Below are 17,151 nucleotides of genomic sequence, written 5' to 3' on the forward strand. Positions count from 1 at the left end.
CGTCGACGGACTCCCCAGCCGCGGCCGCCGCGCCGCGGACGCTACGAACCGGCCTCGTCCTCCCACAAGTCGGTGCTGTGGGCCTCGACGAGCGCGCCGACGCGGGCGAGGACGTCGGCCGCGGGGCGCGGGCCGAGGCGGCGGCCGTCCCGCAGGCGCAGGGCGACGTGGTCGTCGGCGGCTTCCTTGGCGCCGACGACCGCTTGGTACGGGACCAGGCGGGCCGCTCGGATCCGGGCGCCCAGGCTGCCCCGCTCGGGCCCGGCGATCTCGGTGCGCAGGCCGAGGTCGGCGCAGCGCCGGGCGAGCGCCTCGGCGTTCGGCAGCTCGCTGTCGGAGATCGGCAGGACGACCAGCTGGGTGGGGGCGAGCCAGGCCGGGAAGGCACCGCCGTGCTGCTCGATGAGGTGGGCCACGGCCCGCTCCACGCTGCCGATGACGCTGCGGTGCACCATGACCGGGCGGTGCTTGGCGCCGTCCGCGCCGATGTAGTGCAGGTCGAACCGCTCGGGCTGGTGGAAGTCGACCTGGACGGTGGACAGGGTGGACTCGCGGCCCGCGCTGTCGGCGACCTGGACGTCGATCTTGGGTCCGTAGAACGCGGCCTCGCCCGGCACGGCCTCGTAGGACAGCCCTGAGCGGTCAAGGACCTCGGTCAGCAGGGCGGTGGCCCGCTGCCACAGCTCGGGCGCGGCGACGTACTTCCCGCCGGGGCCCGGGAGGGAGAGCCGGTAGCGGGTGGGGCTGATGCCCAGCGCCCGGTAGGTGTCACGGATCATGTCGAGTGCGCCCCGCGCCTCCCGCGCGGCCTGATCGAGGGTGCAGAAGATGTGCGCGTCGTTGAGCTGGATGGCCCGCACCCGGGTCAGGCCGCCGAGCACGCCCGACAGCTCCGAGCGGTACATGCCGCCCAACTCGGCCATGCGCAGCGGCAGTTCCCGGTAGCTGTGGGACCGGGAGCGGTAGATCACCGCGTGGTGCGGGCACAGGCTCGGGCGCAGCACGACCTGCTCGCCGCCGAGGTCCAGCGGCGGGAACATGTCGTCGCTGTAGTGCGACCAGTGCCCGGAGATCTCGTACAGCTCGCGTTTGCCGAGCACCGGCGAGTACACGTGCCGGTAGCCCGCCCGGCGTTCGGCGGCGCGGATGTACTCCTCCAGGGTGTGCCGCACGGTCGCGCCGTCGGGCAGCCAGTACGGCAGCCCCGCGCCGATCAACGGGTCGGTGTCGAAGAGGCCGAGCTCGCGGCCGAGTCTGCGGTGGTCGTGCGCGGTGGTCATCGGGGTCTCCTCGCTGGTGGCGGAGCGAGCGACCGGACGTACGACGAAGCCCCGGGGCACTCGCCCCGGGGCTTCGCTTCGGATCAGCTGTCAGCGCGCCGGGACTCTGTCCGGCGTCGTCGTCACTGCGGCGCGCTTCATACCGGTCACCGTAACAGAGCCCCGCCGGTCAGGGCTTGGTGGCGTCCGAGCCGTAGCGGTACTCGGAGACGAGGTTGCCCGCGGTGTCGCGCAGCACGGCGGTGTCGCCCTGGTCGTTCCAGATCGGTCGGCCGCTGCCGTAGGCGAAGCCGCCCCACTCGGGGTGGGCCTCGTTGGTGTAGACGCGGATGCGCTGGCCGGGCATCAGCACGGTGCCCGCCGGGAACGTGATGTTCTGCCCGGTGTCACCGGCGCCGAGGACCCAGCCGGACACGTCGGCCGGCGCGGTGCCCCGGTTGACGACCTCCACGTACTCGTCGGCCTGGGTGCGCTTGACCTGGCCCTTGAACCGCACCGTGGTGATGTGCACGTCGGGCTGTCCGACGCGGGAGAGCACGGCGACGAGTTCGGCGCTGTTGGAGCCGTTCTCCGGGCTGATGAACCGCGTGACGATCTGGCCGCCCTGCTTGAACCCGGTGATCACGACCGCGTAGGGGGTGCCGTTGATGGTGACCGTCTCCGGGGACACCCGGGTGGGCAGGTCGACGATGTCCTCGGGGTTCGGACCGACGTTGGGCGTCTCGTTGTGCTGGAAGCGGAAGCTGAAGTCGTGCGGAACCTGGTCCTCGAACAGGACGCGCACCGCGAGGTCGACCTCGAACTGGTTCTGCGGCATGCCCTGGATCGGATGGTTCTGGTGGGTGATCGTCCCCAGCGTGAACTCCGTGCCGTCGAGCAGCACGTCGATGGTGCCGCCCGCGAACACGTACCCGCTCTTGTCCGCACCCACGGGAATCCCCCAGGTGACGTTCTCGGTGCTGATCCCCGTGAGATTGGGCGGGGTCACGCTGATCCCGGACCACGTGCCTGACGTCTCGACTTTGGACATACGCTCTCATCTCCCCGATGGGCGTCGTCCCGGCGGGACAGCCGGGCCCAGGAACGTAACCCCGGGGGCATCGTCCCGGCACGGTGAAAACCGGCGGTATGAGGCCAGTTGCCATGATTGGCCGATTACTTGCAAGTCGCCGCGTCCGTACGCCGCGCGGGTCCGGCCCCGGCCCGGTGCCGGACCCGCGCGTTCGGCTGCCGCGGCCGCGTCACGCGGTGACGGGCCGGGGCTCCGCCGCGGCGGTCGCCGCGATGCGGTGGCGGCGGGTCGGCATCAGCATCGTCGGGTGGGCGACGCTCCAGGCCGCGCCCGAGCAGATGAGTTCCTTGATGCGGGCACCGGCCCGACCCGTGAACACGCTGGACGTCATCTGGTCGTCGGTGGTGACGCGCTGGAAGATGGCGTCGCGACGGCCGAGGCTGATGCACTGGGCGTTGTAGCCGATCGTGGTCTCGGGGACCTTGCGGCCGGCGAGGCGCGCGGCGAGGGCGTCGGCGGCCTGCCAGGCCATCGGGGTGGCCGTGGCGCAGGACATCCGCAGGTGCTTGCCGCCCGCCCCTTCGGCGAGCGCGGCGTCCCCGACGGCGTACACGTCGGGGTGCGAGACCGAGCGCATGGTGCCGTCGACGACGATCCGCCCCGTGTCGGACACCGCCAGGGTGCTGGCGGCCGCGATCGGGTGGACGGCGAAGCCCGCGGTCCACACCGTCACGTGGGCCGGGATCTCACCGGCCGCGTCGGTGACGACCCTGTCCGCCTCGACGCGGGTGATGTCGGCCCGCTCGTGGACCGTGATGCCGAGCCGGTCGAGTACGACACGGAGGTGGCCCTGGGCCTTGTCGCTGAGCCAGTCGCCGACGCCGCCGCGGGCGGCGATGGTGACCTTGAGGTCGGGGCGGGCCTCGGCGATCTCGGTGGCCGCCTCGATGCCGGTCAGGCCGCCGCCCGCGATCAGTACGGTCGCGCCCGGCTCCAACTCGCCGAGGCGGGCCCGCAGTCGCAGCGCACCCTGCTTCCCGGCGACGCTGTGGGCGTACTCGGCGACGCCGGGGACGCCATGGTCGGCGGCGGTGCTGCCGAGCGCGTACACGAGGGTGTCGTACCCGAGGGTCTCGGCGCCGTGCTCGCCGGTGAGGGCGACGCTCTTGCGGTCGGCGTCGACCGCGGTGACCCATGCCTGCCGGACCTGCACCCCGGTGCCCGCGTAGAGGTCGCGCAGGGGGCGGCTCGGCAGGTCCTGCCCGGTCGCGAGTTGGTGCAGGCGCACCCGCTCGACGAACTCGGCTTCTCCGTTGACGAGGGTGATCTCGACGTCGTCGCGGTGCAGTCGCTTGGCGAGGCGGCCGGCGGTGATGGCTCCGGCGTATCCGGCTCCGAGGACGACGATGCGGTGCTTCATGACTGGCTCCCTATCCGGTTGGACTCACCTCCTGAACCGGACAGCCGCACGATCCCTGACAGGAATCCATTGTGACGTGGGTCACCACAGCTTCATGAGGGGGCGGTGCGGGCCGTCGGCCGCCCACTGGCGCGTGATGCGTTCGAGCTTGTCGGGGTTGACCTGGATGTGGAGCGCCTCGAAGCCCTCGGGGGTCGGCGCGAGGCAGATGACGCCGAGGATCTCCGCGCCGACCACGATCAGCGCGGCGGGGCCGCCGTTGACCACGGCGGCGTACAGGCCGGCGCCGTCGTCGCCGACACGGGCCCGCTTGGCCTCGTTCGGCCGGAACAGGCCACGCAGGTACCGCGCGATGGCGAGCGCGCCGAGGACCGGGGTCCTGCGGGCCGGGACCTTGGCTCCGCCGTCGGCAACACTGACCGCGTCGTCGGTGAGCAGCCGGATCAGCGGCTCGGTGTCGCCGCTGAGGGCCGCGGTGAGGAAGCTCTCGACGGCCCTCCGCGCGGCGTCCGCGTCGACCTCGACGCGGGCCCGGTCGGTGCTGAGGTGCTGCTTGGCACGGCGGTAGATCTGCTGGCAGTTCGACTCGGTGAGGTCGAGGATCTCCGCGATCTCCCGGTGCCCGTACCCGAACGCCTCACGCAGTACGTAGACCACGCGCTCGTTGGGCGAGAGCCGCTCCATGAGCATGAGCATCGCGATCGAGACGGACTCGCGCTGCTCGACGGTGTCGGCGGGGCCGAGCATCCGGTCCCCGGCCAGGACCGGCTCCGGGAGCCACTGCCCGACGTAGGTCTCGCGCCTGACCCGCGCCGAGGTGAGCTGGTTGAGGCAGATGTTGGTGAGCACCTTCGTCAGCCACGCCTCGGGTATCTCGATCCGCTCCCGGTCGGCCGCGTGCCACCGCAGGTACGCCTCCTGCACCGCGTCCTCGGCGTCACCTGCCGACCCCATGAGTCGGTAGGCGATCGCCTCCAGGCGGCCCCGGGAGTTCTCGAACAGATCGGCCTCGTATGTAAGCAGCGACATCAGGCCATGATCGACTATGCCCGCACGCCACGTCCACTGTCCGCCACGGTGCCCCCGGACACGTGACTAGCGCTTCTTGCGCACGAACACGAACACGTCCTCGAAGCCGTTCGTGTCGCCCGCCACGAAGTTCGCGCTGTCGAACCCGGAGAAGACGACGGTCCGCGCGGCGCCGTCCGTCCGCGCGTCGATGGCGTTGCCGGGCCGTCCGTCCCTGTCCGGGGAGACCAGGACGTTCGAGCCGGTGCGCAGGTCACGGACGTACTCGGCGTCGTCGACGGTCAGGATGGGCCAGGTGTCGAGGAGCAGCTTCGAGCCGTCGGCGGACACCCCGTCCACGGACAGCACGCCTTCGGGCCCGGGCAGCACCGCGTCGATCCGCTCGAGGGTGCCGGTGCGCAGGTCGCACACGAACGGGTTGTGGCTGTTGTTCGGGTCGCGGCCCGGGACCAGGTTGGAGGCGCTGGAGTCGAAGGCGAGGGTGTCGCCGTCGGCGCTGAACAGCGGGTTGGTGGCGGCGCCGTCGGCGGGGCTGCCGTCGTGGGCGGTGTCGACCTGGGTCTCGCCGCCGGTGTCGCGGTCGTAGACGTAGAGGTCGGACCAGTCGCCGCGCGGCGGGGTGCCGTGCACGTACTGGTAGGCGACGCGCCGTCCGTCGGCGCTCAGGGCCGGGGCGCGGAAGCCGCGGAAGGCGTCGTCGGAACCGGCGGGGAGGGTGACGCGTTCGGTGCGCTCGGCGCTCAGGTCGCGCAGATAGACCGCCAGGGCGCCGGGGAAGGCCGGGTCGCCGTGGACGGCGAACGCCACGGTGCGGCCGTCGGCGGAGATGGCGGGTGCGTGGCCGTCGGAGTGCTCCATCGAGAGGTCCACGTCGGCGCGTTCGGTGGTGCCCTTCCACAGGTCCCTGACCATGACGGCGGAGCCCTCGGCGCTGGTCGCCGTGTAGGCGAGGTACCGGCCGTTCGCGTTGAGCGTCGGCGAGGTGATCTCTCCGTAGGGGTCGAGGACCCGTCGGATCTCGCCGCCGCGCAGGTCCCGTACGAACAGGTCGGAGCGGTCGTTGGTGTCATCGGCGACGAGGTTGGTGGCCCGCGAGGTGAACGCCGCGACACGGCCGTTGGCGCTGATGACCGGCCGGTCCGAGTGGCCGTCCGCCGGGCCGCCGTCCACGGCGACGCTGAGCAGTTGGGTGGTCCCGGGGGCCACGGCGGGCCCTCGGGGCGTCGGTGCGGAGGCACCGTCGGGTGCCGCGGCGGCCGGGGGCAGGACCCCGGCCGAGAGTAAGACGGCGAGCGCGCCCGCGCTCGCCGCGCGTACGACGAATCTCTTGTGCAGGCCGGCTCCAGCCATGTGGTCCCCCCACGAGGCTCGGGCCCCGGCCCGGTGCCAGGGCCCTCGGTGATGCAAGCGCACACCGGGCGGGCGGTCAATCAGCCCGACGGTCGGGCAGTCGCCTTTTTCGGGCAGTCGCCTTTTCCGGGCCGCCGTCGGCTTTATAGACATGAGCGAAGCCGCGCAACACGCTCGAAACGGTACGGTCCACGAGCTCGGGTGGACCCGGACGAGGGGTGGGCACCCTGTGATACGCCGTGCCCTTCCACACCGGACCGACCTGGACGCCCTGTTCACCGAGACGTACAAGAAGTATCGGCCCGGAGTGCGCTCCGTGATCTACACGGTGGCCGGACCCGGAGCCGACGTCGACGCCATCGCCCACGACACGTTCCTGCGCTACCTCCAGATCCTGCGCGAGGACGGGCCCGTCGAGTCCCCCTGGCCGCTGCTCCGCAGGATCGCGTCCGGCAAGGCCGTCGACGCCGTCCGCGCCGCCCGGCGCAGCCCCTGGGCGCCCGCGGGCGAACTCCCCGAGGACAACGGGGAGTGGACGTCGGTGAGCCGGACCCTGGGCCCGGACCGGGCACTTGAGATCGCCGAAGTGCTCCGGGAGATCAACTCCCTCAACGCCGAACTGCGCTGGGCGCTGCTCCTGCGCGAATACCTGGGGCTGTCCCGTACGGAGACCGCGGAGGTCCTCGGCATCGCCCCTGCCTCTGTCTCCGCCTCCGTGCGGCGCGCGAAGAAGAAGCTCCGCGAGCGCGCCGCCGAGGCCGAACCGTCAAGCCCGCCCCACCGGATGGAGGGAGGATCACAGTGAATTCCCGCGACCGTGACCGTCGAGCCGACAGCGTCGACGCGTTGCACACCGCCCTGGTCCGGCACTACGAGGATCACCCCGGCGACATCGACAGCGAACTGCGGGCGCTGTACGCGGCCGAGGCTGCCGCGGCGGACCCGCCCGAGCCGGACCCCGCGCCCGGAGCGGTGGTCCTGCTCCACCCCATGGGCCAGTCCCCCGCGCCGCCCCGTGCGCAGGTCCGACCCGCGCGCCGCGCCTGGCTCGCGGGCCTGGGGATGGCGGCCGCGATGGCGTGCGCCACCATCGGCTGGCAGGCCCGTGACCTGCACAGTCCGTCCCCGGCCGGATCCGCCGTGCCGGGCGCAGTGCAGCCGCTGTCGAGCCCTCTCAAGGCGCGCTGGATCGCCCAACTGGCCTCCGTGCCACACCAGGAGGGCGAGCAGCACGCCCGCCGGGCCCTCGCGGCGATACGGGAGTCCGTCCCGTACGCGCAACTCCTCGACAGCAGCGACTTCGCCTCGCTCAACCCCGGCTACTGGGTCATCTACGAGCCCGGCCCCTACCGGGACGGAACCCGGGCGCTGCGGTTCTGCGAGTCCGTCGGCCGCACCGGGGCCGACGACTGCGTGGGCCGCTATCTGTCGCACGACCGGCGCGATCGGAACCTGGTGTGCCTGCCGCAGTGGCCCGGCGAGCCGGTGGGCGGCTGCACCAGGGAGAAGGAGCAGGGCAGGTCCACCCCTAGGGCACCTGCCGGGAGGTGACGGACGTACCGGCACAGGCGCCACAGCACTCCCGGTCACCACTCCAGCACCCTGCGTTGCCGACACTCGCCGTCCCTCCCGGCCCGCGTACCCGGGAGGTCCGCGGCCGAGGGACAATGGACGTGTACGCCCGCCGCACGCCAGAGCATCAGGAGCCACCGCCTTGTCCGAGCGCACCTCGCACGCCGCCAAGACCGAACTGCAGGCCGACTGCGGCAACTGCTTCGGGCTGTGCTGTGTGGCGCTGCCGTTCTCGCGTTCGTCGGACTTCCCGGTGAACAAGGCGGCCGGTACGCCGTGCGGCAACCTCCAGGACGACTTCCGCTGCGGGATCCACGAGCGGCTGCGCGACAAGGGCTACAACGGCTGTACGGTCTTCGACTGCTTCGGCGCAGGTCAGAAGGTCTCCCAGGTGACCTTCAAGGGCGTGAGCTGGCGGGAGGAACCCGACACGGCCCGCACGATGTACGAGGTCTTCCCCGTCGTGCGGCAGCTGCAGGAGCTCCTGAAGTACACCGCGCAGGCCCTGGACCTGGCGGCCGCCCGCCCCGTGCACAAGGAGCTGCGCCGGGCGTACTCCCGGATCGACGCGCTGACCCGGGACACCCCCGAGACGCTTCTCGACGTGAACGTGGACGCGCTGCGCGGAGAGGTGAACCCGCTGCTGCTGCGGGCCAGCGAGCTGACCCGGGCGGCCGTCCCGGGCCGTAAGAAGGACCACCGGGGCGCCAACCTCATGGGCAAGCGCCTGCGCGGAGCGAAGCTGCGCGGCGCCAGCCTGCGCGGCGCCCTCCTCATCGCCGCCGACCTGTCGGACGCCGACCTGCGCGACGCCGACCTGATCGGCGCGGACATGCGGGACACCAACCTGTGCGGGGCCGACCTGACGGGCGCCCTGTTCCTCACCCAGCCGCAGCTGAACGCCGCGCGCGGCGACGCCCGGACGAAGGTGTCGAGCCCGCTGGAGCACCCCGCGCACTGGGCGGCGTAGTCACTCCCTCCCCTGCCGGGTACCCTCCTGCTCTCCTCGTGGTCACATACCGCAGGGCCACCCGGCCGCACTACTGTGACCTGCGAACTCTCATCGAATCCGGGCGGGGGATCCCCCCTGCCGGGGCAACAGCAAGGAGTACGAGATGACCGGGGGCGTTCCTCCTCAGGAGCACATACCGCTGTTCAACCCCTTCGCCGAAGGGTTCACCGACAATCCGTACCCGCAGTACGCGATGCTCCGTGAGACCGCGCCGGTCTATCCGCACCCCATGGGGTTCTGGGTGGTCACCCGCTACGCGGACGTGTTCGCGCTGCTGCGCTCCGGCGCCTCGGTCGAACTGCGCAACGTCACCGCGGGCGCGATGGTGAACCTGCGGCAGAAGGACGAGTCCCGCAGGACCCCGCTCATCGACGGCTTCTCGATGATCGACCGGGACGCCCCCGACCACACCCGGCTGCGCCGCCTGGTGCAGAAGGCGTTCACGCCCAAGTCCATCCAGGCGCTCGCGCCCCGCATCGGCGAGCTCGTCGACGGCATGCTCGACCGGATCGCCGCCTCCGGCCGCGCGGACCTGGTGCCCGAGCTGGCCTCGCCGCTGCCGTTCGCGGTGATCGCCGAGATGCTGGGCGCCCCGCCCACCGACCACGAGCGGATCCGTGAGCTCAGCGCCACGATGGTCCGCTCCCTGGAGCCGGTCGCCGACCCCGCCGTCATGCAGGCCATCGAGGCCGCGGACGAGGAGCTGGCGGGCATCACCGCCGAGATGATCGCGTGGAAGCGGAAGAACCCCGCCGACGACCTGATGACGGCCCTGATCGAGGCCGAGGAGGACGGCGACAAGCTCAGCGACGACGAGCTGATCGCCCAGATCACGCTGCTCTACATCGCGGGCCACGAGACGACCGTGAATCTGCTCGCCAACGGCACGCTGGCCCTGCTGCGCCACCCCGACCAGCTGGCCGCGCTCCGGGCGGACGCCGGGCTGCTGCCCAACGCCGTCGACGAGTTGCTGCGCTACGACAGCCCGCTGCAGTCCAGCCGCCGCATCACCGTCGAGCCGACGGTGCTCAGCGGCGTCGAGATCCCCGCGGGCTCGTTCGTGATCGGCGGCCTCGCCTCGGCGAACCGTGACGAGGCGCACTGGGGCCCGGACGCGGACAAGCTGCGCCTGGACCGGGAGGGGGCACGCGGGCACCTGGCGTTCGGCTCCGGCTCGCACCACTGCCTCGGCGCGGCCCTCGCGCGCCTGGAGGCAAGCATCACGTTCGAGCGGATGCTGCCGCGGTTCCCGAAGCTGGCCCTGGACGGCGAGGTGTCCTGGAACGGCCGGATCAACGTCCGCGGCGTGGTGTCGCTGCCGGTGGCGGTCGGCTGATACGGCCGCTGGCCGAAGAGGCATCGGGGGCTCACCGCTGTGCGGTGAGCCCCCTCGCCGTCCCACCCCCTCGACGTCGCACCGGGCGACCTCACACCAGGGCGGGTACTCCCCCGGCGGCCTCGCGCAGTCCCTCGCGCAGCCTCCCCATCGACGCCGCGTTGTTGCCGAACTGGTTGATCGCGAAGGTGCCGCGGTGGTCCGGGCCGTAGCCGTGCTTGAGGAAGTTCACGAAGGAGCCGCTGGCGCTGAGGTCGACGAAGTAGTGCCGCGCCGGGTCGCGGAAGGCGGTGGCCATGAGTTCGTCGAAGCGCACCCGGCCCCGGATCACGTCCCAGGCGTAGTCGTCCCAGCGGTTCAGGGTCTCCCCGTCCAGTTCCCCGGCGTACGCGCACGAGTACACCGGCACCCGGGGCGCGCTCACCCGGACCGCGCGGCCGAGGCTGCGGCACTCGTGGCGGATGTCGTCGACGAGGGCGGAGTGGAAGCCGTAGCGCACCGGGAGGCGGACGGCGACCACTCCTTCCTTGTCGAGCGCGGCGCGGGCCTCGGTGATCCGGTCCGCGTCGCCGCTGACGACGAAGTTGCCGCGGGTGTCGGCGCCGAAGTTGACGCCCGCGAGGGCGAGTCCGGCGAACAGGTCGCGGCGCCGCTGGTGCAGGGCGGGCGGGGCGAGGACGCTGAGCATGCCGCCGGTGCGGCAGCGCAGCTTCAGCAGGTGCGCCTGCTTCATCACCAGGTCGAGGCCGTCCTCGAAGGACATCGCCCCGGCGACGGTGGCCGCGACGTACTCGCCCAGGCTGTGCCCGAGGACCGCGTCCGGCTCGAAGCCCTCCGCGCGCAGGGCCTCGGTGAGGCTCCAGCCGATGCTGTAGAGCGCGGCGTGTGTGTACAGGATGTCGTCGAAGTCCTGGCCCCGGCGCGAGCCGTCGTGCATCGCGGCGACGAGTGACGTGCCCTGGGCCGCCTCGTACAGGGCGCTGCAGCGGTCCATGGCGTCCCGGAACGCCTGCTGGGTGTCGTACAGCTCCTGGCCCATCCGGTAGTACTGGGTGCCCTGGCCGCCGTACATGAAGACGAGCTCGGGGCGCCGCAAGGTCCGCCGCGGGGCGGGGCGGGGCTCGGGCCGCTGGGGCGGGGCGGGCGCCTCGACGCGTGGGGGCGCCTCGATCCGCGGGGGTTCCTCGATCCGCAGGGGTTCCTCGCGGATCTTGCCGGTGAGCTTGGTGAGTACGGTGCCGGGGCCGATCTCGCGGAAGTCCTCGTGGCCGCGCGCCAGCAGCCAGGAGATGGACTCGTACCACTTGACGGGGCTCGATATCTGCCGGGCGAGGAGGTCCGCGTGGCCGGTCGCCGGGTAGGGCCGGGCCGTGCAGTTGGCGATCACGGGGATGCGCGGCGCGCGGAAGTCGACCCCCGCCAGGTGCCGGGCGAACTCCGCCTGCACGTCGGTCATGCACCGCGAGTGGAAGGCGGCGCTCACGTTGAGGGGGATGAAGGAGCCACCGGCCTCCGTGTACGCGGCGCGGACGTCGGGCGCGTGGACCTCGTCGTAGACGCCGGAGAGGATGCACTGGCGGCGGGAGTTGATGTTGGCGATGTCGATGTTGTGGTGCGGCAGGCCCGCGAGGATCTCCGCGACCCGCTCCTGGTCGAGGTTGACGACCGCGGCCATCGCGCCCCTGGGGGCCCGGCTCATCAACTCGCCGCGCCTGCGCACCAGATCGAGGCCGGTGGTGAAGTCGAAGACGCCCGCGGCGAAGAGGGCGCTGTACTCGCCCAGGCTGTGTCCGGCGACGACGGCGGGCGGTGCCTCGCCGGAGTCGATGTGGTCGAGGTACTGCAGGGCGCTGACCGCGTACAGGGCGGGCTGGGTGTACTCGGTGCGGTTGAGGACCCGGTCGGGGTCGTCGAGGCACAACTCGCGCAGGGAGTAGCCGAGGAGCCGGTCGGCCCGCGCGACCAGGTCGGGGTACTTCTCGAACAGCTCCTTGCCCATGCCCTTGCGCTGGGAGCCCTGCCCGGGGAAGACGTACACGGATGTCATGTGATCACTCAGCCGTTGTCGGGAGCGGTGGCTCCGGTGGTCAGGGCGCCGAAGGCGGCGAGGCGCTCCGCGAGCAGGGCCGCGGTCCCGTCCAGCAGTCGCTCGGCGATGACGGCGACCCCGCGGTCGCGCCACGGCTCCAGGTCGGTGCCCCGCACCCAGGAGTTGAAGGCGCCCAGGGCGGGGCCGCAGTGGATCTGGTAGTCGACCCGCCGGTCGGGGGTGCCGTGCAGGGCGAGCCGGGTGGAGTGGACGAAGTACCAGCGGAAGACGTGGGCCATCTTCTGCTTGGGGCTCCGCTCGACCTCGGCGAGCCGGACGGGGTGACGGCGCGCGAGGTGGTCGCGGGTCTCCCGCCACACCTCGTCGAGGGACCGCTTGAAGTACTTGCCCTCCAGGGTGGCCCGGGTCCGCGGGTCGAGGTCGTCGAGGGAGTCGTGCCGCAGATAGAGGTCGTACAGCTTCTGGGCGCGGGCCGGGAAGAAGGTGCCCTTCCTGACGGCCTGCACGCGGGCGCCGACCTCGAACATGTCGCCCGCGGGGGCGTATTCGGTGTCGTGCACGCCGAGGCCCTGCAGGACGTCCTTGACGGCCTCGCTGGTCCCGGCCTCGATCGTGCACTGGTTGATGGAGCCGGTGACGAGGAAGTCGGCGCCCAGGGTCAGGGCCGCGAGGGCCGCCTCGGGGGTGCCGATCCCTCCCGCCGCGCCGACGCGCACGGCGCTCTCGTCGGTGTAGCGCTCCTCGCGCGTGACGCGGTCGCGCAGGGCGCGCATCGCGGGCATCAGGACGTAGGCGTTGCCGCCGTCGGTGTGTCCCGCGGAGTCCGCCTCGACGCACAGGTCCTGGGCCAGCGGCAGCCGGGCGCCGAGTTCGGCCTGTTCGGGGGTGATGAGTCCGTCGTCGAGGAGGCGGCGGACCAGCGGGGCGGGGGCAGGGCGCAGGAAGGGCTCGGCGACCTCGGTGCGCGACACCTTGGCGATGATGTGGTGGTCCTGGGTGAGCCGTCCGTCGGCGTCGGTGCCGAGGCCCGCGAGGCGGTAGTGGACCAGGGGCAGCGTGGGCCGGAGGTAGGCCGACGCCTCCACGGAGCGGACGCCGTGGCGCAGGAACAGCTCGACGGTGCGGGCCTCCTGGTCGGGGTCCTCCGGGTTGCTGAGCAGGTTCATGCCGTAGGCGCGGCCGGGGTCCAGGCCCTTCTTGATGCGGGTGATCGCGTCGTCGACGGCGTCCAGGGCGAGGCCGCCGGTGCCGAAGAATCCGAGCATGCCCGCGTTGCCGAGCGCGGTGACCAGGTCGACGGAGGCGATGCCCTTGTACATCGCCCCGGCGGCGTAGGCGTAGTCGACGCCGTGGGCCTCGCGGAAGCGGGGGTTGCCGAGGGCGCGGGGCGAGACGGCGGGCGGCGGAGCGGGGCGCTGGCCTTGAGGGGGCACGGTCACGGTGTTCTCGATCGGTGAGGGCTCGGGGCGGGGCGCTGCCGCCGGGGCCGGGTCGGTGTCCGCCGTCGGGCTCTCCCACGGGAAGACGCCGTCCTCGGCGTAGCGCCGGATCGCGCGGACGTTGTCGGGGTCGGCGAACACCTCGCGGTTGGTGGCGAGGGCGACGTCCTTGGTGTGCTCGGCCAGCGGGGACAGGGCGCGCAGGTACGCCTTGTAGCGGGCGACGCCCTTCTTCGACAGGCGCCCGAGGCGTTGCAGATGGCGGCGCAGCAGCGCCTCGCTGTCGGGGCCGAGCGCGTCGACGAGCCCCCACGCGTGGGCCTGCCGGGCGTCGACGGTCTGGGTGGTCGCGGCGAGGTAGTGGGCGTGCTGGAAGCCGGTCCTGCGGATCAGGTACGGCAGGACGACGGCCGGGATCAGGCCGAAGAGCAGCTCGGAGAGGCTGAAGGTGGCGCTCTCGTCGGCGATCACGACGTCGCACGCGGCGACGAGGCCGACGCCGCCCGCGTTGGCCTTGCCGCGCACGTGCGCGACGGTGAGCACGTCGGCGTACGCCATCCGCCGGAACAGCTCGAACATGGGCTCCGGGTCGAAGGCCGTGTCCTGGCCGGAGCGGGCCGCGTCGCTGATCACGCCGAAGTCCGCGCCGAAGCAGAAGACTTCGGGCAGCCCTTCGAGGACGACCACGGTGGTGTGCTCCGCGTGCGCCGCCCGCGCGAACACGTCGTCCAGCTCGTGGACGAGGGTCGCGTTGATGGCGTTGTCGGCCTCGGGCCGGTGGATCCGGGCGAAGAGGACGCTGCCCTGCTCGCGGACGCGCAGGGTGGAGTAGGTCAGTCGATCCATGCGTACTCCCGGTGGAACTCCTTGATCGCGCGCAGCACGAGACGGGGCGACGTGCCCGCGGTGCCCGGTGCGGTCCGGTCGACGAAGTCCTGGTTGACGACGGTGTCGCGGGTGCCGACGCGGACGAACGCGCTCTCCCGCAGGAGCCGGTCGTACTCGTCGAGGGACAGCCGGTAGCGCGCGTCGAGGTGGTCCTCGATGCCCATACCCCGCAGCCGGGACGCGCCGTCCGGGGTGACGACGCCGCTGTAGAACTCCGAGCAGCAGCCGGAGCCGTACGAGAACAGCCCGACGCGCCGCGGATCGGGGTAGGCGCCGTTGCAGATGGTGCTCGCGAGGGAGAGGAAGACGGTCGCGCCCATGATGTTGCCGACGCGCCCGCAGTAGCCGAGGCCGGGCAGCACGCGGCGCTCGAAGTCCGCGGCGATCTCGGCGCCCTTGGCCTTGGCGACCTTGCGCATCATCGTGCGGTGGGCGCCCTTGACCATGCCGCCGAAGGGGGTGTGGAAGGCGAGGTACTGGAACGTGTCGCGGTAGTCGGCGCCCTCGACCTTGGCCGCGTAGGCGCGGTAGGCCTGCTCGCAGCAGTCCAGGTACGACATCAGGGACAGGTCGACGTCACCGGCCTCGCTGTCCGGAGCGGGGCGGCAGGTGTCCATCACCTCGTAGCCGTAGGTGCCGCTGGCGCCGACGTCGAGCTGGAAGACGTGCGGGGTGTCGCTGACGAGCAGGGCCACGGCGCCCGCGCCGCCGCTCGGTTCGGCGTACGCCCAGTCCTGCGCGGCGACGTCGTCGCCGTCCTCCAGGATGTAGCGCGAGATGTCGGTGGCGATGACGAGGGCCTTCGCGCCCGGTGAGGTGTTGGCGAGGATGAAGTTGCAGGCCATCTGGAGGCCCGCGGTGCCCGCGTAGCAGGCCTGCTTCAGCTCGAACATCCGCACGTTGCGGCTCAGGCCCAGCTGGTCGTGGAGGTAGGTGCTCGCCGACTTCGAGAAGTCGAAGCCGGACTCGGTGCAGGTGATGAGGAGTTCGATGCGGCCCTTCTCCTCGTCGCTCATGCGGTCGAGGAGCGGCCGGGCCGCGTTGGCCCCGAAGGTGACCGGGTCCTCGAAGGGCAGCGCGACGGTCTTCTCCTTCATCAGCAGGTTGTTCAGGCGCGAGAGGTCGAGCTCGCGGTGGCGCGCCAACTGCATGACGTCGAGCACGGCCGAGCCGCCGAACACGTTCATCGCTTCGATACCGACGCGGGACATGGGGTTCGCTCTTCTGCTCTCTAGGCGTCGCACGCGCTCAGGCACAGTGCGGTGTTGATGCCGCCGAAGCCCATGCTCAGGCTCAGGCAGTGCTGGATGTCGGCCTCGACGGGGGTGTCGCGCACCCAGTGCGGGGCGTCGTCGACGGGGTCGGTGAGGTTGCGGGTGGGGTGCAGCCGGCCCTGCCGCAGTTGCAGCAGGGTCGCGGCCGCCTCGACGGCTCCGGCCGCCGTCAGGCCGTGCCCGGTGATCGACTTCGTGGCGTTGACGGCCGCGTGCGTGAGGCCGCAGGCCTTGAGCGCCGCCACCTCGGTGGTGTCCCCGGTCGGGGACGCGGTGCCGTGCGGGTTGACGTAGTCGATGTCCCGGGCGGTGAGGCCCGCGTGGTCGAGGGCCTGGCGGATCGCCGCGGTCTCGCCGTCCAGGGACGGGTTGGGGTCGCGGTTGCCGTCCAGGCGTACGGACCAGCCACTGAGCCGCGCGTACGGGGCGGGGGCGTCCGGGCGGGCGCCCGCGCGCTCGATGACCAGGGCCGCGCAGGCCTCGCCGTACACGAAGCCGGACCGCCCCCGGTCGAAGGGGCGGCAGGCCTCGGCGGGCGCGTCGGCGTGGCACTCCGCCGCCATGGCGCCCATCGCGTGCAGGCCGAGCAGCTCCCAGTGCGACAGGTCGGCGAGCGCGCCGAGCGCGACGCACACGTCGACGCGGCCGGAGGCGACGGCCTCGGCCGCCTCGATGATTGCGAGCTGTCCGCTGGCCGAGGCGCCGCCCACGGTGTGCGCGAAGCCGCGGATCCCGAAGGCCGTCGTGCACAGCCCGCACAGGTCGCTGTCCAGGTAGGACAGGCCGTAGCTGGGCCGCAGGAAGCGCGGCTTGGCGCGGTGCCGGTCCTGGGCGAGCACGAGTTCGCGCTGCTGGAGGTTGCTGCCGCCGATCACGAGCCCGACGCGGTCGGCGTCGTAGCCGTCGAGGCCGGCCTCGGTCCACGCCTCTTCGAGGGTGGTGAGTGCGACCTGTCCGGTGAGGGAGGCGGTGCGCAGCTCGCGGGCGCCGAGCCGGGTGGTCGGCTTCGGGGTCGGCAGTTCGGCGCCCACGAAGCGGGTGCCGAGCTGCCGTCCGGGCCGCTCCATGACGGCGAAGCGGTGCGCCGCGGCGAACAGTGCGTCGGTGAAGGCGGTCTTGCCCTGGCCCACGGCGGTGGTGACGCCGAGGCCGGTGACGACGAGCCCTGCGGGATGCCTCATGTCACCGGGCCCTGGCCGCTGCCGTGTCGCTGAGGTGCTGGGCCAGCTCGCCCAGGTTCTGCGGGCCGTGGGTCTCGACGAGGGGGATGTCGAGGTCCATTTCCTCCAGGACGGTCATCACGATCTCCGCACGGTCCATGGAGTTGGCGCCGAGCGCGTCCAGGGTGTCGGACTCGCCGAGGTCACGGTCGGCGAGCTCCGGCAGGATCTCCCGGACGGCCTCGGTGATCAGGGTGAACGTCTTGTCCTTGGTCATGTGCGCGCCTTCGCTGGAGGGGTGGGTGGGTGGGTGCCGACGGGTCCGGGGC

At 72.2% G+C, this 17,151-nt stretch carries 14 protein-coding genes; 4 read left to right on the forward strand and 10 right to left on the reverse strand.

Translation table 11 applies throughout. The annotated features are described in order from the left end of the window. Positions 1 to 41: 41 nt before the first annotated feature. The 5 genes from thrS to ACZ6AA_RS09375 form a co-directional block, all read right to left on the reverse strand. Positions 42 to 1,280 carry a threonine--tRNA ligase gene (thrS, locus tag ACZ6AA_RS09355; protein WP_468459166.1) on the reverse strand — a complete coding sequence of 413 codons (1,239 nt, stop codon included), beginning with the start codon at positions 1,278 to 1,280 and terminating at the stop codon, positions 42 to 44. 169 nt (positions 1,281 to 1,449) lie between these two features. Continuing rightward, positions 1,450 to 2,310 (reverse strand): choice-of-anchor K domain-containing protein, encoded by an 861-nt coding sequence (locus tag ACZ6AA_RS09360; RefSeq protein ID WP_471457162.1) that lies wholly within the window; start codon positions 2,308 to 2,310, stop codon positions 1,450 to 1,452. 211 nt (positions 2,311 to 2,521) lie between these two features. Beyond that, positions 2,522 to 3,712 (reverse strand): NAD(P)/FAD-dependent oxidoreductase, encoded by a 1,191-nt coding sequence (locus ACZ6AA_RS09365; RefSeq protein ID WP_468459168.1) that lies wholly within the window; start codon positions 3,710 to 3,712, stop codon positions 2,522 to 2,524. Positions 3,713 to 3,793: 81 nt separating this feature from the next. Beyond that, entirely contained in the window at positions 3,794 to 4,741 is a 948-nt protein-coding gene (gene sigJ / locus ACZ6AA_RS09370) for an RNA polymerase sigma factor SigJ (protein WP_468459170.1), read from the reverse strand. A 66-nt stretch (positions 4,742 to 4,807) separates the two neighbouring features. After that, positions 4,808 to 6,091: a TolB family protein gene (locus ACZ6AA_RS09375; protein ID WP_471457165.1), complete on the reverse strand. Its 1,284-nt coding sequence runs from the start codon at positions 6,089 to 6,091 to the stop codon at positions 4,808 to 4,810. 229 nt (positions 6,092 to 6,320) lie between these two features. Between ACZ6AA_RS09375 and ACZ6AA_RS09380 the strand changes: the two genes are divergently transcribed. From ACZ6AA_RS09380 to ACZ6AA_RS09395, 4 genes are all read left to right on the forward strand, one after another. Further along, positions 6,321 to 6,896 (forward strand): RNA polymerase sigma factor, encoded by a 576-nt coding sequence (locus ACZ6AA_RS09380; RefSeq protein ID WP_468459174.1) that lies wholly within the window; start codon positions 6,321 to 6,323, stop codon positions 6,894 to 6,896. Continuing rightward, the gene (locus tag ACZ6AA_RS09385) at positions 6,893 to 7,642 is read left to right on the forward strand and encodes a hypothetical protein (RefSeq protein WP_468482089.1); all 750 of its coding nucleotides are present in this window, start codon (positions 6,893 to 6,895) and stop codon (positions 7,640 to 7,642) included. The genes ACZ6AA_RS09380 and ACZ6AA_RS09385 overlap by 4 nt, the downstream gene beginning before the upstream one ends. A 163-nt stretch (positions 7,643 to 7,805) precedes the next feature. Next, complete coding sequence (locus ACZ6AA_RS09390; RefSeq protein ID WP_468459177.1) at positions 7,806 to 8,633, forward strand: pentapeptide repeat-containing protein; 828 nt, start codon at positions 7,806 to 7,808, stop codon at positions 8,631 to 8,633. A 145-nt stretch (positions 8,634 to 8,778) separates the two neighbouring features. Next, positions 8,779 to 10,011: a cytochrome P450 gene (locus tag ACZ6AA_RS09395; protein WP_471457168.1), complete on the forward strand. Its 1,233-nt coding sequence runs from the start codon at positions 8,779 to 8,781 to the stop codon at positions 10,009 to 10,011. Between the two features lie 91 nt (positions 10,012 to 10,102). On the opposite strand, the gene fabD is transcribed toward ACZ6AA_RS09395, so the two are convergent. From fabD to ACZ6AA_RS09420, 5 genes are read right to left on the reverse strand one after another with little or no spacing between them, the layout of a single operon-like run. Continuing rightward, on the reverse strand, positions 10,103 to 12,058 hold the full coding sequence (gene fabD / locus ACZ6AA_RS09400; RefSeq protein WP_471457170.1) for an ACP S-malonyltransferase: 1,956 nt from the start codon (positions 12,056 to 12,058) through the stop codon (positions 10,103 to 10,105). Positions 12,059 to 12,066: 8 nt separating this feature from the next. After that, positions 12,067 to 14,346, reverse strand: coding sequence for an enoyl-CoA hydratase/isomerase (locus ACZ6AA_RS09405; protein ID WP_471457172.1), 2,280 nt, complete (start codon positions 14,344 to 14,346; stop codon positions 12,067 to 12,069). Beyond that, positions 14,334 to 15,599 (reverse strand): hydroxymethylglutaryl-CoA synthase family protein, encoded by a 1,266-nt coding sequence (locus ACZ6AA_RS09410; protein WP_468459185.1) that lies wholly within the window; start codon positions 15,597 to 15,599, stop codon positions 14,334 to 14,336. Before ACZ6AA_RS09410 ends, ACZ6AA_RS09405 begins: the two co-directional genes overlap by 13 nt. Before the next feature lie 20 nt (positions 15,600 to 15,619). Then, positions 15,620 to 16,843, reverse strand: coding sequence for a beta-ketoacyl synthase N-terminal-like domain-containing protein (locus ACZ6AA_RS09415; protein ID WP_468482084.1), 1,224 nt, complete (start codon positions 16,841 to 16,843; stop codon positions 15,620 to 15,622). Position 16,844: 1 nt separating this feature from the next. Then, the gene (locus ACZ6AA_RS09420; protein ID WP_468459189.1) at positions 16,845 to 17,099 is read right to left on the reverse strand and encodes an acyl carrier protein; all 255 of its coding nucleotides are present in this window, start codon (positions 17,097 to 17,099) and stop codon (positions 16,845 to 16,847) included. Positions 17,100 to 17,151 lie beyond the last annotated feature (52 nt).

It is taken from the genome of Streptomyces sp. NPDC040610 (assembly GCF_055594065.1).

What these genes read in the sequence shown, in the direction of transcription:
- fabD (WP_471457170.1), bottom strand. Translation starts at nt 12,058, where the DNA reads ATGACATCCGTGTACGTCTTCCCCGGGCAGGGCTCCCAGCGCAAGGGC.
- ACZ6AA_RS09375 (WP_471457165.1), bottom strand. Translation starts at nt 6,091, where the DNA reads ATGGCTGGAGCCGGCCTGCACAAGAGATTCGTCGTACGCGCGGCGAGC.
- ACZ6AA_RS09360 (WP_471457162.1), bottom strand. Translation starts at nt 2,310, where the DNA reads ATGTCCAAAGTCGAGACGTCAGGCACGTGGTCCGGGATCAGCGTGACC.
- ACZ6AA_RS09410 (WP_468459185.1), bottom strand. Translation starts at nt 15,599, where the DNA reads ATGTCCCGCGTCGGTATCGAAGCGATGAACGTGTTCGGCGGCTCGGCC.
- sigJ (WP_468459170.1), bottom strand. Translation starts at nt 4,741, where the DNA reads ATGTCGCTGCTTACATACGAGGCCGATCTGTTCGAGAACTCCCGGGGC.
- thrS (WP_468459166.1), bottom strand. Translation starts at nt 1,280, where the DNA reads ATGACCACCGCGCACGACCACCGCAGACTCGGCCGCGAGCTCGGCCTC.
- ACZ6AA_RS09415 (WP_468482084.1), bottom strand. Translation starts at nt 16,843, where the DNA reads ATGAGGCATCCCGCAGGGCTCGTCGTCACCGGCCTCGGCGTCACCACC.
- ACZ6AA_RS09405 (WP_471457172.1), bottom strand. Translation starts at nt 14,346, where the DNA reads ATGGATCGACTGACCTACTCCACCCTGCGCGTCCGCGAGCAGGGCAGC.
- ACZ6AA_RS09420 (WP_468459189.1), bottom strand. Translation starts at nt 17,099, where the DNA reads ATGACCAAGGACAAGACGTTCACCCTGATCACCGAGGCCGTCCGGGAG.
- ACZ6AA_RS09395 (WP_471457168.1), top strand. Translation starts at nt 8,779, where the DNA reads ATGACCGGGGGCGTTCCTCCTCAGGAGCACATACCGCTGTTCAACCCC.
- ACZ6AA_RS09365 (WP_468459168.1), bottom strand. Translation starts at nt 3,712, where the DNA reads ATGAAGCACCGCATCGTCGTCCTCGGAGCCGGATACGCCGGAGCCATC.